We start from the raw sequence: 15601 nt of genomic DNA, 5'->3' as shown, positions 1-15601 counted from the left end.
GCCGTACTGGTTTAAAGTTAATCCACTATAATCTTCAAACTTTCCCAAACTAATCAGCTTGACCTTTGCCTTCACGCTTGCGCTTCTGTTCCCTCGCCCAGTCAATCATATCTTTGGGGTAGTAAGGAGATTGGCGCAATTCGGTATCATCCAAATCGTCAAGATAAGCGATGGCGGCGGCTTCGAAAACCCAGTAGCCGCAATAACCGTTCTGCTCAGGATCGAGGTGGGATTGGTATTCAAGGTCGCTCATGCCGACCATTTCGTGGTACCAGTCTTTGAGGTAGGCGTTGAGAATGGCGAGTTTTTCAGCCTTATCTTTTTCGCGGATGGCGTCTGAAATCAAAACGACATGGTCGTTCATTTGGACATAATCGGGGTCGGGACGGTCTTTAAAGCGGTAGTAGAAGAAATCTTCAATGGTTGAATCAGGCTCAAGCCCATCTTCTGCATTGGCAAGGATGACGTCGAGCAGGCGCGGGAGCAGGTCTTCTCGTTGCAGGAGGTAGCAAAGCGCGATAAGGTGCAGAGTGTTAAGATAGTATTCGACATAAAACCACGGCATCGGGCTGGTGTAGTAGCCGATATTGTTTAATTCGGCTTTGTTTTGCTGCCAGAATTTGGTGGAAACTTCCAATATATCAATAATTTCATCCAGCATACCAGGAAGTTTGCCGATAGATTCTCCAGCGGTATAACTGGTCTTTACATAATCCATTTTTGTAAATGCCGCCAAACCGTAGGAGTTTCTCAGTTCTAAATTATTTGAATTGGAATTATCTTTAAGAATTTTCATTGTTTCCGGTGTTTTCTCAACAATGAATTTCCATCTTTCCTCCGTCAAAAAATGCTGCCTGCGCTTTTCATGAAAAGGAACTTGCTCGGTTTCGTTCATGTTTATTCTCATAAAATTTGGTCGGTTTCTATCTGAATCTTTATATTCGACTATATTTAAAGACCCAAGCATTAGCAGCTTGGTATATGAATCCAACACCCTATTTCAATTCACAGAAAGGTCGTCTGAAACCTGATTTAGTTTTTCAGACGACCTTTCCGTATCAAACTCAATAAAAATTCCCTTATCTCATCACGGCTCCGCCATTTCCAACGCCTGCTTGATGTCCACGGCAACGACGCGCGATACGCCTTTTTCCTGCATGGTTACGCCGACGAGCTGCTCCGCCATTTCCATGGTCAGGCGGTTGTGGGAGATGTAGAGGAACTGGGTTTGCGCCGACATTTCTTTGACCAGGTTGCAGAAACGCGAGGTGTTGGCGTCGTCCAGCGGGGCGTCGACTTCGTCCAGAAGGCAGAAGGGGGCGGGATTGAGGCTGAACAGGGCGAACACGAGGCTCATGGCGGTGAGGGCTTTTTCGCCGCCGGAAAGGAGGTGGATGGTGCTGTTTTTCTTGCCGGGCGGGCGCGCCATGATGGACACGCCGGCGGTCAGGAGGTCGTCGCCTATCATTTTGAGGGTGGCTTCGCCGCCGCCGAACAGGGTCGGGAAGAAGGTTTGGACTTTGCCGTTGACGGCGTCGAAGGTTTCTTTGAAACGCGCTTTGGTTTTGTCGTCGATTTGGGCGATGGCTTCTTCCAAAAGAGTGATGGCGGCCTGCACGTCTTCGCTCTGGCTGCGGTAGTAGCCGTCGCGTTCGCGCGCTTCTTCGAGTTCTTGCAGGGCGGCGAGGTTGACGGCGCCGAGGGCTTCGATTTGCTGGGTGAGGCTGCCGATGCTGCTGTTCAATACTTTCGGCGATTCTTTCGCCAACGCTTCGAGCGCGTCCAAATCGGCGGCGCGTTCGGTCAGGTTTTGATGGTAGCGTTTGGCGTTAATCAGGGCTTCCTGTTGCTGCAACAGGGCGGTTTGGGTAGCGGCCTGAAGCTGTGGCAGCTTGGTTTGCAGGCTTTGTACGCGGGCGTATTGCTCCCTGCCCTGCTCCTGAATCTGCGCGAGTTTCTCCTGCACGGCGATGTATTCTTCGTCCAGCGTGTGCACGGCTTCGGTCAGCTCGTCGAGCTTGATGTGCTGCTCGTCGTTTTGGAACTCGGTTTCATAGGCGAGGGCAAGCTCTTGCTGGCGTTCCTGCCAGTCCAGGGTTTGCTGTTCGAGTCGGGCGATTTGCTGCTGGTAGTTTTGTTTTTGCTGGTTGAGTTTGTGGACGGCGACTTCGGCCAGCCCGTATTGGCGGTTGGCTTCCAACAGGGCAAGCTGCGCCTGTTTCAGACGGCCTTGCTGCTCTTGGCGGCTGTGTGCGGTGGTTTGCTGTTGGTGTTCCAGTTCGGCGGCGGCTTCCTGCAAAGTAACGATGTCGTCTGAAAGCCCGTCGGACGTGTGTTGCAACACGGTCTGTTCTTCCGTCAACTGCGCCAGTTCGCGCTCGATGTGTTCGCGGCGGATTTGCCCTTGGTTGGTGCGCGCCAGAAGTTCGGCGGCGCGTTGCTGCGCTTGGCTGTACTGGCGCGTGTGCTGCTGTTGCTGCTGCATCAGATTTTTGTGTTGCACTTCAGACGAGCGCACAGCAGCCTCCGCCTGTTTGAACGCGGCTTCGGCGGCGGAGAGTTCGGGGGCGAGGTTTTCCAGTTCGGATGCAATGCCGTCGAGGCGTGCTTTTTGGGCAATCAGGCTTTCCTGCGCGGGTTTGGCATAGAGCAGGACGCTGACTTTATCGACCTGATGGCCTTCGGGCGTGAGCCAGATTTGGTGTGCGCCCAAATCGCTTTGATGTGCGAGGGCGTAGCTCAAATCGGGCGCACACAATACGCCGTCTAGCCAGTGGTGCAATGCCGTCTGAAACGGCGGCTGCGCTTGGATTTGGTTCAGCAATGCCTGTACGGGCAGGGATTTTTTGATGCTGCCGGAGAGGTCGTCTGAAAGCCATGCCGCCTGCCCTTGCGGCAACGGCGCGGGGGGGACGAAGCCATGCGGCACGGCGCGGGCGTGCAGGCGTTCGGCAAGGATGACGGACAGGGCGTGCTGCCACTCGGCGGGGGCGGTGATGTGTTGCCACAGTTGCGGCGCGGCGGCGTGGTCGGTTGCCTGCCAGAAGTCGGCGGCTTCCTGCTGTTGCGACAGGATTTGCGACAACGCCTGCTGCTGCGCCTGCAAGGTGATGTGTCGCTGCTTCAGGCTTTGGAAGCGGCTTGAGGCCGTCTGAAACGCTTCGCGGGCGGCGTGTAAGGCTTCTTCGGCGGCAATGATTTGTTCTTCGTAATGCTCTTGCTGGCTTTGCAACAAGGCGGCGGCTTCCTGCGCGGCGGCGGTTTCGGCTTCGTCGGGCAGGTTCAGGGCTTGGTTTTCCTGTTTCAGACGACCTTTACGCTCTTCGTGCTTGGCAACGGTTTGTTCGGCATGGGCAAGCTGCTGCTGCTTCAACGCCAGTTCGCGGCGGATGCGGTTTGCCTCGTCCTGCTGGGTTTGGAAGGCGGCGTTAAGCGTGGCTTGGGCTTCTTCCAATTCGGGCAGACGCTCTTCGTGTTCGGCAACCTGCATCGCCCATTCCGCCAATTCGGTTTGCTTTTCTTCCGCCTGCAACTCGTTTTCTTCAAGCTGCACACGGATTTGCTGCTGCTCCTGATGGATGCGCTGCATCTGCGCCTGCGCCGCCTGCTTGTCGCGTTCGATGCGTTGGTGCAGGTTTTGCTGATGGCGGATTTGTTCTTCCAAACGGGCAATCTGCTCGCGCAACACGCCGCGTTTGTTGCTCAGTTCATGTACCGCCTGCTGCTGCGACTGCTCGGCGGTTTGCAAGGCGTGTACTTCGTCGTTTAACGCCTGAACCTGCGCGGCGGTTTCGTCCTGCTGCGCCTGCAAAGACTGATGCTGCGCGGTCGCCTTGTCGGCGGCGGCAAGCGATTGCTGCCATTGGGCGTAATCGAGCAAATCCTGCTGCTGGTTCAACTGCGCGGTCAGGGATTTGTAGCGTTCGGCGGTTTCGGCTTGTTTCTCCAGCTTTTCCACCTGACGCGCCAACTCGTTCTGCAAATCGCCCAAACGCTGCAAATGCTCGCGCGTGTCTTTCAGACGGCCTTCCGTCTCCTTGCGGCGTTCCTTATATTTGGACACGCCCGCCGCCTCCTCGATATAGGCGCGCAACTCCTCCGGCCGCGCTTCGATGATGCGCGAAATCATCCCCTGCTCGATAACGGCATAACCGCGCGCGCCCACGCCCGTACCTAAAAACAAATCGGTAATGTCGCGGCGGCGCACGGTCTGATTGTTGATGAAATAAGTCGATTCGCCCTGACGCGTCAGCTGCCGCTTGATGCTCACCTCGGCATACTGCCCCCACGCCCCCTGCAAACTGTGGTCGCTATTGTCAAACACCAGCTCCACCGAAGCCCTCGGCGCAGGACGGCGCGTCGCCGCACCGTTAAAAATCACGTCCTGCATACTCTCGCCGCGAAGCTGCTTCGCCGAAGCCTCGCCCAACACCCAGCGCACTGCATCAATCACATTCGACTTGCCGCAGCCGTTCGGCCCGATAACCGCAACAAGCTGCCCCGGAACATGAATCGTGGTCGGGTCGGTAAAAGATTTGAAGCCGGAGAGTTTGATGTGGGTCAGGCGCATGGGATAAGGACGGGGAGAAAAAAATAAAGTGGGATTTTATACTAGTCTTCCCGCGAAAAACCAAATTCTTGAAAACAAATCCGACGGCTTGTTGTCCGCACCTGAAAATCAGCATGGACGGGCGGTCCGCAAACTGAACATAACCGATTTACAACCGCCCAATTCTTCAGATGCGCAAACAGGCATATAATATGCACCTTATCGCAAACAGATTGGAAGGAACCGACAATGGACGGACAAATGGCGCTTTTTTGCTATCAGGAACTGCCGGTTTGGCAGGCAGACGAGATTCCCGACGCGCTGCGGGCGGGTCATGCATTTGACGAGGGAGAATGGGCTTGCCTGAACGTATTGCAAGGTCGTCTGAAATTGACGGAAGCTGATAATGCTTCTGTCGAGCTGACTGCCGAAGACGGCGATCACATGATTGCGCCACAACAACAGTTTACGGTCGAGCCTTTGACGGACGACACGGAAATCAAGCTCTCGCTTTATTGCGCGGCAAAAGATTATTTCAATAAGAAATACGGCATGAGCGCGACCCATTCGGCGGTAGTGGCGGCTGAAAATATCGTTCCTACGGGCAAGGCTTTGGATATGGGCTGCGGTCAGGGGCGCAATGCGCTGTTTTTAGGTTTGAAAGGATTTGACGTAACCGCCGTGGACAACAATCCGCAGGCGGTGCAAAACGTCAACGAGTTGGCGCGCATCGAAGACCTGGACGTGCGGGCGGTAGAATATGATTTGAATGCCGCCAACCTTCAAGATCATTTCGACTATATCGTGGCGACCGTTGTGTTCATGTTCCTGTATCCGCGTTTCGTGCCGCAAGTGATTGCCGATATGCAGGCGCACACCAACCCGGGCGGCTACAACCTGATCGTTTCGGCGATGGACACTGAAGACTTCCCTTGCCCTATGCCTTTCCCGTTTAAATTTAAAGAAGGCGAGTTGCGCGAATACTACCGCGACTGGGAGATTGCCGAATACAAAGAGGAACTCGGCGCCATGCACGCGAAAGATGCGGCGGGCAATCCGATACAGTTTAAGTTTGTTACCATGTTGGCGAAAAAGCCTGAAGTATAAACGAACGGGGTCGTCTGAAATATTTTCAGACGACCTTTTGGTATCCGCTTTGTTACGACGCTTTGAACTTTTCCTACCTGCCATCCGACCGGCAACCTCAAATCCGGATTGTGTCGGCTAGAGGCGGTTTCCACTCAAACACGCATCACCGACAACTTCAAAAACAAAAAGGTCGTCTGAAACCTTTCAGACGACCTTTTTATGATCAAACCATCAGTTGCTCAACACGTCCACGCCTTTGGGCGGGGTGAACTTGAATGCGCCGCGCGAGAGGTTGGGCTTGGTGTTCAAGCCGCCGAAGCTGATGGAGGTTTGGTTGCCGAAGCTGTCTTTCAACTGCATGGCGGCGAGGTTGTCGCCTTTGAAGCCGATACGGATGTATTGGTAGCCGGCGTTGTTTTTCTTGGGCGTTGCCAAGACGTAGTCGATGCCGTTGGACGAGCCGTCTTCTTTGAGGGAGTAGCTGCTGTCAAGGGCGTTTTTGTTGGAGAGGATGGCGGCGGGGCTGTCGCCGATGGTTTGGTCTTGGGCGGACTTGGTCACTTGTGCCAAATCAACGTCGTAGAGCCAAATGGTTTGACCGTCGCCTACGATGGTTTGTTTGTAGGGTTTGGTGTATTCCCATTTGAAGAGGCCCGGACGCAGGATTTTGAAAGTACCGTGTGCGGTTTGGGTTTTCTTTTTGCCTTGGACGGTTTGGGTGAAGCTGCCGCTGATACCGTCGGCGTCGTTGTTGAATTTTTTGAGTGCATCCACTGCGCCTGCCTGTGCGAAACCGATGGTTGCGGTCAGGGCGGAAGCAGCGAGAAGTTTGAACAGGTTGTGTTGTTTCATCATTATTTTTCCTTGTTGGAAGGGGTGTGGCGCCCAGTATCGATGTTACAAAATAACAATGCAAGCCGCTTATGGGCGGTTTACATTTTGCAAACAGTGTTGTCTGGGGGCTAATTTTTTGAAGCTGCGGGATTTTTTCCTGCGGAAAAGACAATCGGGTTTCACAATTCTTTAATGTATGCCGACTGTGCAAACTGTGGTATTTAATGGTTTTTGACGCGCAACGCCAAATTGTAAAGATTATATTCCTTATATTGTTTTTTTTAAACGCTATAATGTTTGTTTTCCGAAAAACGGCGGACTTGGAATGAAACCTGATATCTATACTTTGCTGGAACTTGCCCTGCTTTCAGACGACCCCGATGAAAAAGGACGGCTGACGGACGAGTCGTTTGCCGCCGTTCAGAACATGGACGGTGCTGAAGCAAACGCTGCGCCGCTGGACTTCCGCCACGCGGGAAGGCCGCCGAAGCCTGTTTTGGTCGCGCCGTCGCAGCTGACGCCGCGCAAGATGAACACGACCGAAGGCTATGCGGCGATGCTGCACGCGATTGCGCATATCGAGTTCAACGCCATCAATCTGGCTTTGGACGCGGCATACCGTTTCCGCACGCTGCCGTTTCAGTTTGTGCGCGACTGGGTACGGGTGGCGAAGGAAGAGGTGTACCACTTCCGCCTGATGCGCGAAAGGCTGCGCGCTTTCGGCTTCGATTACGGCGATTTCGAGGCGCACAACCATTTGTGGGACATGGCGTATAAAACCGCCTACGACCCGCTGTTGCGCATGGCGTTGGTGCCGCGCGTATTGGAGGCGCGCGGGCTGGACGTTACGCCTGGGATACGCGCGAAGGTAGAACAGCGCGGCGATTCGGAAACCTGCGGCGTGTTGGACATCATTTACCGCGACGAAGTGGGCCATGTCGCCATCGGCAACCATTGGTATCAACACCTCTGCCGCGAACGCGGTTTGGAACCTGTCGCCCTGTTCCGCAGTCTGATTGCCCGTTACGATATGTTTATCTTCCGCGGCTATGTGAACATCGAAGCGCGCGAAAAAGCGGGATTCAGCCGCTTTGAATTGAATATGTTGGAAGATTTCGAGCAGGGTTTGAAACAAGGCAAAAAGGTCGTCTGAAAACCCTGCATCCGGATTTTCAGACGACCTCTGTTGAGGAACGTTATGTCTCACCATCACGAACACCATCATCACGCACACGCCCACACGCATACCGCCAACAAAAAAGTATTGCGCGTGTCGTTCATCATCATCGCCGCCTTTATGCTGCTGGAGGCTTTCGGCGGCTGGCTGACCCACTCGCTCGCGCTGCTTTCCGACGCAGGGCATATGTTCAGCGACGCATTTTCCTTGGGCGTGGCGTTGTGGGCGTTCAAACTCGGCGAAAAAGAAACCACGCTGCAAAAGACCTTCGGCTACAAACGTTTCGAAATCCTCACCGCCATGTTCAACGGCTTGTCGCTGGTGGTCATCGCCGTGCTGATTTTCTACGAAGCCATCAAACGCCTGCTTTATCCGCCCGAAATCGCCACGCTGGGGATGCTCGTCATCAGCGTTGTCGGCCTGCTGGTCAACATCGGCGTGGCGGTTTATATGCTGAAAAACAGCGACACCGAAGCCAACGTCAACATGCGCGGCGCGTATCTGCACGTTTTAAGCGACCTTGTCGGCTCGGTCGGCGCGATTGCCGCCGCCGTGCTCATGATGGCGTTCGGCTGGAAATGGGCGGACCCGCTCGCCAGCGTGTTCGTTGCCGCGCTGGTCGGACGCAGCGGCTGGAGCCTGCTCAAACAAACGCTGCACATCCTCATGGAAGGCGCGCCCGAAAACATCCACACCGACGACCTGCTGGCCGTCATCCGCAACACCGACGGCGTCAAATCCGTCCACGACTTACACGTCTGGACGATTACCAGCAATATCAACGTACTATCCTGCCACATCGTCGTAGACGGCAGCATGACCGTTGCCGAATCCGAACAAATCGCCTACCGCATCGAACACGAGTTGTCCCACAAAAACATCGGACACTGCACCATCCAAATCGAAAGCGAACGCCACCCGCATCCCGACAGCGTCTTGTGTGCCAACGAAACCGACAGTGTGCACCATCACCACCACTAACCCCAAAGGTCGTCTGAAACCCTTTTCAGACGACCCCATCGAAAAACCAAAGGAAAACACATGATACAAGCCGTATTGTTCGACCTCGACGGCACGCTCGCCGACACCGCCCTAGACCTCGGCGGCGCACTCAACACCGTATTGCGCCGCCATAACCTGCCCGAAAAAAGCATCGCGGAAATCCGCCCGTATGCCAGCCATGGCGTGGCCGGCCTGTTGAAAATCGGCGTCGGCATGACTGCCGAACATCCTGATTTCGCAGTATGGCGGCAAGAGTGCCTTGAAGCATACAGCCTTTGCTATGCCGACAAAACCACGCTGTTCGACGGCGTGAACGAAATGATTGCCGAACTCGACAAACGCGGCATCAAATGGGGCATCATCACCAACAAACCCATGCGCTTCACCGACAAACTCGTCCCCAAACTCGGCTTCGCCATCCCGCCCGCCGTCGTCGTCAGCGGCGACACCTGCGGCGAATCCAAACCCAGCGTCAAACCCATGCTGTATGCGTGCGAACAAATCCACGCCGACCCGCAACACACGGTTTACGTCGGCGACGCCGAACGCGACATGCAGGCCGGACGCAACGCGGGCATGAAAACCGTCCTCGCCGAATGGGGCTACATCGCCCCCGAAGACCATACCGAAACTTGGCAACCCGACTACCGCATCGCATCGCCTTTGGATTTGCTCAAGATTCTGTAAAACGAACAAAAGGTCGTCTGAAAATTTTCAGACGACCTTTTCAAATCCGCTTCTTTATTTCTTCTTCAAATAAACGCCGCTTTCGATATGGTGCGTAAACGGGAACTGGTCAAACAAGGCGGCGTGTTCGACAGTATGGGTTTGGCAAAGTGTATCAAGGTTCGCGCGCAAGGTTTCGGGATTGCAGGAAATATAGATAATGTTGTCGAATTGCGAAACCAGCTTCAGCGTTTCATCATCGACGCCGGCGCGGGGCGGATCGACAAAAATCGTGGAAAAACCATACTCTTTCAGCGAGATGCCCTGCTCTTGCAGGCGGCGGAATTCGCGGCTTTGCGTATAAGCTTCGGTAAATTCTTCGGCGGAGAGGCGGGCGATTTTGATGTTGTCCCTTTGGTTCGCTTCGATGTTCCACTGCGCGGCGTAAACGGAAGTTTTGGACACTTCGGTCGCTAACACCTGACAGAAATGCTGCGAGAGCGGCAGGGTGAAATTGCCGTTCCCGCAATAAAGTTCGAGCAAATCACCGCCGAGGTTTTGTGCAACATCACACGCCCAGCCGAGCATTTTTTCGCACACGCGGGCGTTGGGCTGGGTAAAGCTGCCTTCGACTTGGTGGTAGCGGAAGTTTTTACCGTTTACGTTCAGCTCTTCGGTGATATAGTCTTGAGTCAAAACGATTTTCTGCCCCCTACTCCGACCGATGATATGGATGCCCAATTCACGCGCCAAGGTTTCAGCGGCACTCTGCCACGCTTCGCCCAGTTTTTTGTGGTAAATCATGGTAACGAGCATCTCGCCGCTCAGTGCAGACAAAAATTCTACGGCGTACCAGCGGTTTTTGAGTTCGGGATTTTGCGCGGCGGCTTCGATGAGCTTGGGCATCAAGGTGTTGATGGATTCGGAGGCGGCGGGAAATTGGTCGCAACGTATCAGGCTTGCGCCGCTTGCTTTCTGCCCGCGCTCGAACATGGCGTAAAACATTTCGCCGCCTTCGTGCCAGATGCGGAATTCGGCGCGCATCCGGTAATGCTGTTCGGGGGATTCGAAAACTTGAATTTCAGGAAAATCCAAACCTTGAAAAAGCTGTTGCAAGTATTGGATTTTTTGGTCGAGCTGTTGCGTATAAGCGGTCATGTCAGATTAATCTAATAAAAACAATCAGCGCATTATAATATAGTTCAAAGAGCAGATTACGGCACTGCGCCAAAAACAGCAAACCCACCGCCCCAATACCCCATAAATGCCTTCTCAAGCAGTTTCAAAAAATTTTGGAAGCCACTCGGGCAGCCGTTATTTTTTTCTGATCTACAAGCAAAAAGGCATGCCTAAATTTCAGCGAAACTTCCGGCCCGGCATTCCATCGATTTACCCATTCAATCTATATTGATTAAGTAAAAATAACATTATAGAATATTCACTCTTTTTAACATTTCATCTTGGGTACCCATCATGTCCGCCAAACGCTTCCTCATTGCCGCCTTCTTGTCCGCTTCCGCATTCGCCGGTGCCGATGTTCATATTGATGAAAGCATCCCCTATCGCGATAAAGAAGAGATTGATAACCGCATCGTATCCGAGTGTTTAGAAGTCGGCAGCATCATGTCCGAATCCTTGCGGGAAAGCGCGGCAAAAAACGGTGTAACCGTCGTTCGCGATGGTCTGAAACAAGACACTTACGCAGACATCGCCATCACTTCCGCCATGAGCGCAGGCAATGCCTTTGTGGGACACGCCAAGGGCTTGGCTGTTTCTGTGACTTTGTATATTGACGGCAAACAAGTCAAAAAAACCACCTTATCCCGCAATTCTATGGGCGGCATGTTTGGCGGTTTTAAAGGTTCTTGTTCCGTCCTGAACCGGACGGCCAAAGTTTTGGGTGCGGATTTGGCCAAATGGATTATCCAAGAACAGAAAAACGCTCAGGCTAAATAAAGCGTTTAATCAAAAGATTGGTTTGCAAGCTCCGCTTCTGCCGTCAAAACCAGTGATAGCGGGGTATCGGTCACACGCTGTACCAATCTTCCCATTGCAAGTCAGTGCGAATACAAACGCGCTCCTAAATATAGACAAAAAGGTCGTCTGAAAACATCCGCCCCCATGCGAAACGTTTTCAGACGACCTGTTGCTTATCTTAACCGGGATAGAACCTTATTTCTTTTAACGCCCGAAGCCGATATAAGTTTCTCCGCTGCCTTGGTTGCGGCTGCGCCAAGTATCTTTGGCACCGGTTTTCGAACCCAAGGGCGTATCTTGTTCGACCTGCCACAATACATCATTGCTGCCGCCGATAGGATGCGAACCGCGCATACCGACATAGCTGCCCATGTCGCTTACGCCGTTATTGGAAATTCTGTGGCTGCCGTATTGGGTGTTGGAAGCTTCCACTCCGGCTTTCAAATCGCCGTAAAAATGAACTTCCGCCGCAGCCAACGCAGGCAGTGCGAGTAAAGACAAAATCAGAATTTTCTTCATTATGAAATGCTCCTTATATGACATCCCGTCTGCACAAGCAGGCGGGAAGGGTTAGTGCAAGGCGAATTCTACCGTCCTAAGCGTTTGGGTTTGAATTAAGAAAGAAAATTCATGCAAAGGGTCGTCTGAAAAATGTGAAATCAGATTCAAACTTCCCATGCCGACCGTATACGTTTTGAACGGCAGATGCGCTTCAAACCAAAGCCGCACCTCGCCATCTGTGGCTTTACCATCCTGCGCCAAATGGAAACGCGCCCATCAAAACCGCAGCCATTACAGACACACCGGCTTTCGCTATAATGGAATACACCCTCCACTTGGCGCGAAAGGAATATTTATGAATCCCGAAAACACCCTGTGTCTGATTATCGACATCCAAGAACGCCTCCTCCCCGCCCTGCACGACAAAGACGATATGCTGCACCACAGCCGTGTCCTGATACAGGGGCTTCACGCCTTAGGCGTCCCGTTTGCCGTGACCGAGCAATATCCGAAAGGATTGGGCAAAACGGTTCCCGCCGTATCGCTGCTGCTGCCTGAAACTACGCCCTTCATCGAAAAAACCCGTTTCTCCGCCCTCTCCCCCGAAACACACGCGATTCTGACGCAGGCAGCCGTCCAAAACATCATCTTAATCGGCGCAGAAACCCATATCTGCATGCTGCAAACCGTATTGGATTTGCGCTTGGAAGGTTTCAATGTTTACGTCCCCTTTGAATGCACGACATCCCGTTCCCCCGCAAACAAAGAAAACGGTCTGGCGCAAATGCGCGAAGCCCGCGCCACCGTTTCCAATGTGGAAAGCATTTTGTTCCAATTGCTGGGCGACGCCCGCCACCCCGCCTTCAAAACCGTTTCCAAACTGATTCAATAGCCTGTTAAGGTCGTCTGAATGCAATACACCATCACCGAAGCCGCCAAAACCGACCTGCCCGACATTGTCGAGATTTACAACAGCACCATAGCCGCCCGCCAATCCACTGCCGACCTGACGCCCGTCAGCATTGCCGAACGCAAACCATGGTTCGACGCGCACGGCGGCAAGCGGCCTCTGTATGTATTGAAAAATAAAGACGGTACGGTTTTGGCATGGTGCAGCCTCAGCGACTACTACCCGCGCCATGCCTATCACATCAGCGCAGAAATCAGCCTCTATGTCCGCCATGACGCGCGCGGTATCGGCGTAGGCAAAATCCTGCTGCAAAATGTGCTCGAACGCGCACCGTCCTTGGGCATTAAAAACATATTGGCAGTCATCTTCGGACACAACTACCCCAGCCTGCACCTGTTTCACCAGTTCGGCTTTACGGAATGGGGGCGATTGCCCGCCGTATGCGACTTAGGAATGCAGCAAGCCGATGTTGTCATCTTAGGCAAAAAATTAGTCGATTGAATCCCCGACAGCCAAACCGCAAACCTTTCCCAAACACTATCCGCTCCAAACCAAAATGACCGCTCCCCAAACCTGCCCCTGCTCTTCAGGACAAACCTACAACGACTGTTGCGCCTCGTTCCACCGCCACGAAAGCCTGCCGCAAACCGCCGAACAGCTGATGCGCTCCAGATACAGCGCCTATGTTTTGCAAGATATCGCCTATATCGTTGAAACGACTGTCCCATCCCAACAACACCTGCTCGACCAAGCCGATATGCTGGCATGGAGTCAGACGACCCATTGGCTGGGTTTGGAAGTCATACAACACGCCAATGTCGGCAAACAACATGCCCAAGTCGAATTCAAAGCCTATTTTCAAGACGGTCAGGAAACAGCGTGCCATCATGAATTATCTGCCTTCGTCAAAATCGGCAACCGCTGGTATTTCATCGACCCGACCACGCCCTTACCCGGCATGAAACAAGACTGCATCTGCGGTTCGCACAAAAAATTCAAAGCCTGCTGCGGCCGTTTTTTCAAATAACAAACCCTGCCCATCCGCAGGCAAATTTGAAACCATGCCCGCAGACAGACCGCGTCTCCTGAAAACACCGGTTTCAAAAATGCCGCCAATCCTTCCCTCTTCCCCACCTCAATTCGCCTGAAAAACAGACCTTTCCGTTATAATTCCCTTTTTCCCGCCCCATTCCTCAACAGCCGCCATGAAAGCCGCCTTTTTCCTCCTCTACCTCATTCAGCTCCTACCCTTCAAGGCCATACACAAAATCGCCGACGCAGTGGGCATCCTTGCCTATTACGCCGTCAAACCGCGCCGCAAAGTCGGCGAGACCAACCTCAGAAAATGCTTTCCCGAATGGAGCGAAGACAAGCGCAAAGCCGTGCTCAAACGCCATTTTCAACACATGGCGAAGCTGATGCTCGAATACGGCCTGTATTGGTACGCGCCTGCCGAAAGGCTGCGCAAACTCGTGCATTATCAAGACAAACACCATCTTGATGACGCACTCGCGGCGGGCGAAAAAGTCATCCTGCTTTATCCGCATTTCACCGCATTTGAAATGGCGGTTTACACCCTCAATCAGGACGTGCCGCTGACCAGCATGTATTCGCACCAAAAAAACAAAGCGTTGGACGAACAAATCCTCAAAGGCCGCCACCGCTACAACAACGTCTTCCTCATCGGCCGCACCGAAGGCCTGCGCGCGATTATCAAGCAACTGCGCAAAAGCGACGCCCCCTTCCTTTATCTGCCCGACCAAGATTTCGGCCGCAACGACTCCATCTTCGTCAACTTCTTCGGCATCCCCACCGCCACGATTACAGGCTTAAGCCGCATCGCCGGCATGACGAAAGCCAAAGTCATTCCTGCCATCCCCACGCGCAATGCCGACAACACCGTTACGCTGCGTTTCTATCCGGCATGGGAAAACTTCCCTTCAGACGACGTTGTAGCCGACACCCAACGCATGAACGACTTTATCGAAGCGCGGGCAAGGGAAAATCCCGAGCAATATTTCTGGCTGCACAAACGCTTCAAAACCCGTCCCGAAGGCGAACAGGGATTTTATTGAATTACATACAGTTACAACAAAAAGCAAAGCCCGTCATATTCGGGCTTTTATCATTTCTATTAAATCGAAAATTAACAACGATAGTAACAAATCTTCAATTGAGAATTTTTCACATTAACTCTTTGGATAAAATGGATATTCAGCCCCATTAAACGGGCAACAGAGGAAAAAACCGGCGTATTTCCCGTAAAACATAAATATGATGCAAAATTTTGATTAACATATTAAATTTAATTTAATTTAAAATCAAAGCGTTATAAAATAACATTTTTAAAAAATCAATTGCACCAACCATCCCTTAAAGAATATAATGCCAAATTTATAAAAATATAATTTTAATATTTATAAAAATTTAAGATTAATAGAATTATATTTTGTATTTTTTATAAATATTGAAATATTATAAATATATATTTTACATAAAAAAATAATGTAAACCACTTGGCAAACCCAAAATTTTCGCGTAAATTTCGTTACATCAAATTACAGCCGTACCGGTAAGATTTGATACTCCGGTTTCCTACTGCAAGCTTCCAGCTTGCAAGTGGATGTTTCGAGACTCACTCCCTCGGAACAAAAGTTTACCCGCACGGAGTTGAGCCGTGCAGGTAAAGCCGCAGGCGAAAGCCTGTATTGTTTGTGAAGCGTAAATCTCTGATTTGAGGTATTGGGGCAATCCTGTGGGGGATTGCCTCCTTTTTTTGTTCATCCGCTTCATCACACCCACAAGGGTTTACGGTGAACAAAACAGAAAATGCCCATCAACCGCCCCACTCCGCCTCAAACGCAAATATAGTGGATTAACTTTAAATCAGGACAAG

At 52.3% G+C, this 15601-nt stretch carries 14 protein-coding genes; 9 read left to right on the top strand and 5 right to left on the bottom strand.

The window, feature by feature from the left end; all coding sequences use genetic code 11:
• Nucleotides 1–49 precede the first annotated feature (49 nt).
• Entirely contained in the window at nt 50–718 is a 669-nt protein-coding gene (locus HMPREF3050_RS07475) for a PoNe immunity protein domain-containing protein (protein WP_246830243.1), read from the bottom strand.
• A 369-nt stretch (nt 719–1087) separates the two neighbouring features.
• Nucleotides 1088–4570: a chromosome segregation protein SMC gene (gene smc, locus HMPREF3050_RS07470; RefSeq protein WP_070774313.1), complete on the bottom strand. Its 3483-nt coding sequence runs from the start codon at nt 4568–4570 to the stop codon at nt 1088–1090.
• 228 nt (nt 4571–4798) lie between these two features.
• Between smc and tehB the strand changes: the two genes are divergently transcribed.
• Nucleotides 4799–5656, top strand: coding sequence for an SAM-dependent methyltransferase TehB (gene tehB / locus HMPREF3050_RS07465; RefSeq protein WP_070774312.1), 858 nt, complete (start codon nt 4799–4801; stop codon nt 5654–5656).
• Between the two features lie 213 nt (nt 5657–5869).
• On the opposite strand, the gene lolA is transcribed toward tehB, so the two are convergent.
• Complete coding sequence (lolA, locus tag HMPREF3050_RS07460) at nt 5870–6493, bottom strand: outer membrane lipoprotein periplasmic chaperone LolA (protein ID WP_070774310.1); 624 nt, start codon at nt 6491–6493, stop codon at nt 5870–5872.
• A gap of 304 nt (nt 6494–6797) precedes the next feature.
• Between lolA and HMPREF3050_RS07455 the strand changes: the two genes are divergently transcribed.
• Genes HMPREF3050_RS07455 through HMPREF3050_RS07445 form a run of 3 tightly spaced genes read left to right on the top strand, consistent with a single transcriptional unit; the run spans nt 6798 to nt 9338 of the window.
• Nucleotides 6798–7625 carry a ferritin-like domain-containing protein gene (locus tag HMPREF3050_RS07455; RefSeq protein ID WP_070774308.1) on the top strand — a complete coding sequence of 276 codons (828 nt, stop codon included), beginning with the start codon at nt 6798–6800 and terminating at the stop codon, nt 7623–7625.
• A gap of 45 nt (nt 7626–7670) precedes the next feature.
• A complete protein-coding gene (locus HMPREF3050_RS07450) occupies nt 7671–8630 on the top strand; it encodes a cation diffusion facilitator family transporter (protein ID WP_070774307.1) in 960 nt (319 codons plus the stop codon).
• 60 nt (nt 8631–8690) lie between these two features.
• A complete protein-coding gene (locus HMPREF3050_RS07445) occupies nt 8691–9338 on the top strand; it encodes an HAD family hydrolase (RefSeq protein WP_070774306.1) in 648 nt (215 codons plus the stop codon).
• Between the two features lie 54 nt (nt 9339–9392).
• Here the strand turns inward: HMPREF3050_RS07445 and trmA are convergent, their stop codons facing one another.
• Nucleotides 9393–10475, bottom strand: coding sequence for a tRNA (uridine(54)-C5)-methyltransferase TrmA (gene trmA / locus HMPREF3050_RS07440; protein ID WP_070774305.1), 1083 nt, complete (start codon nt 10473–10475; stop codon nt 9393–9395).
• A 315-nt stretch (nt 10476–10790) separates the two neighbouring features.
• Between trmA and HMPREF3050_RS07435 the strand changes: the two genes are divergently transcribed.
• Complete coding sequence (locus tag HMPREF3050_RS07435) at nt 10791–11273, top strand: hypothetical protein (RefSeq protein WP_070774304.1); 483 nt, start codon at nt 10791–10793, stop codon at nt 11271–11273.
• A 225-nt stretch (nt 11274–11498) separates the two neighbouring features.
• Here HMPREF3050_RS07435 and HMPREF3050_RS07430 read toward each other — a convergent pair whose 3' ends face one another.
• Nucleotides 11499–11813 carry a porin gene (locus HMPREF3050_RS07430; RefSeq protein ID WP_070774302.1) on the bottom strand — a complete coding sequence of 105 codons (315 nt, stop codon included), beginning with the start codon at nt 11811–11813 and terminating at the stop codon, nt 11499–11501.
• 337 nt (nt 11814–12150) lie between these two features.
• On the opposite strand from HMPREF3050_RS07430, the gene HMPREF3050_RS07425 reads away from it, so the two are divergent.
• The 4 genes from HMPREF3050_RS07425 to HMPREF3050_RS07410 all read left to right on the top strand — a co-directional run bounded on the left by HMPREF3050_RS07425 (nt 12151) and on the right by HMPREF3050_RS07410 (nt 14780).
• Entirely contained in the window at nt 12151–12687 is a 537-nt protein-coding gene (locus HMPREF3050_RS07425) for an isochorismatase family protein (RefSeq protein WP_070774300.1), read from the top strand.
• An 18-nt stretch (nt 12688–12705) separates the two neighbouring features.
• Nucleotides 12706–13206, top strand: coding sequence for a GNAT family N-acetyltransferase (locus tag HMPREF3050_RS07420; protein WP_070774299.1), 501 nt, complete (start codon nt 12706–12708; stop codon nt 13204–13206).
• A 55-nt stretch (nt 13207–13261) separates the two neighbouring features.
• The gene (locus HMPREF3050_RS07415; RefSeq protein ID WP_070774298.1) at nt 13262–13732 is read left to right on the top strand and encodes a YchJ family protein; all 471 of its coding nucleotides are present in this window, start codon (nt 13262–13264) and stop codon (nt 13730–13732) included.
• 178 nt (nt 13733–13910) lie between these two features.
• Nucleotides 13911–14780, top strand: coding sequence for a lipid A biosynthesis lauroyl acyltransferase (locus HMPREF3050_RS07410; protein ID WP_070513329.1), 870 nt, complete (start codon nt 13911–13913; stop codon nt 14778–14780).
• The last annotated feature ends 821 nt before the right edge of the window (nt 14781–15601 follow it).

The sequence above is a fragment of the Neisseria sp. HMSC065D04 genome, from assembly GCF_001815675.1.
In the GTDB taxonomy this organism is placed as follows: Bacteria; Pseudomonadota; Gammaproteobacteria; order Burkholderiales; family Neisseriaceae; genus Neisseria.
This window is presented reverse-complemented; position numbering and strand designations above follow the sequence as displayed.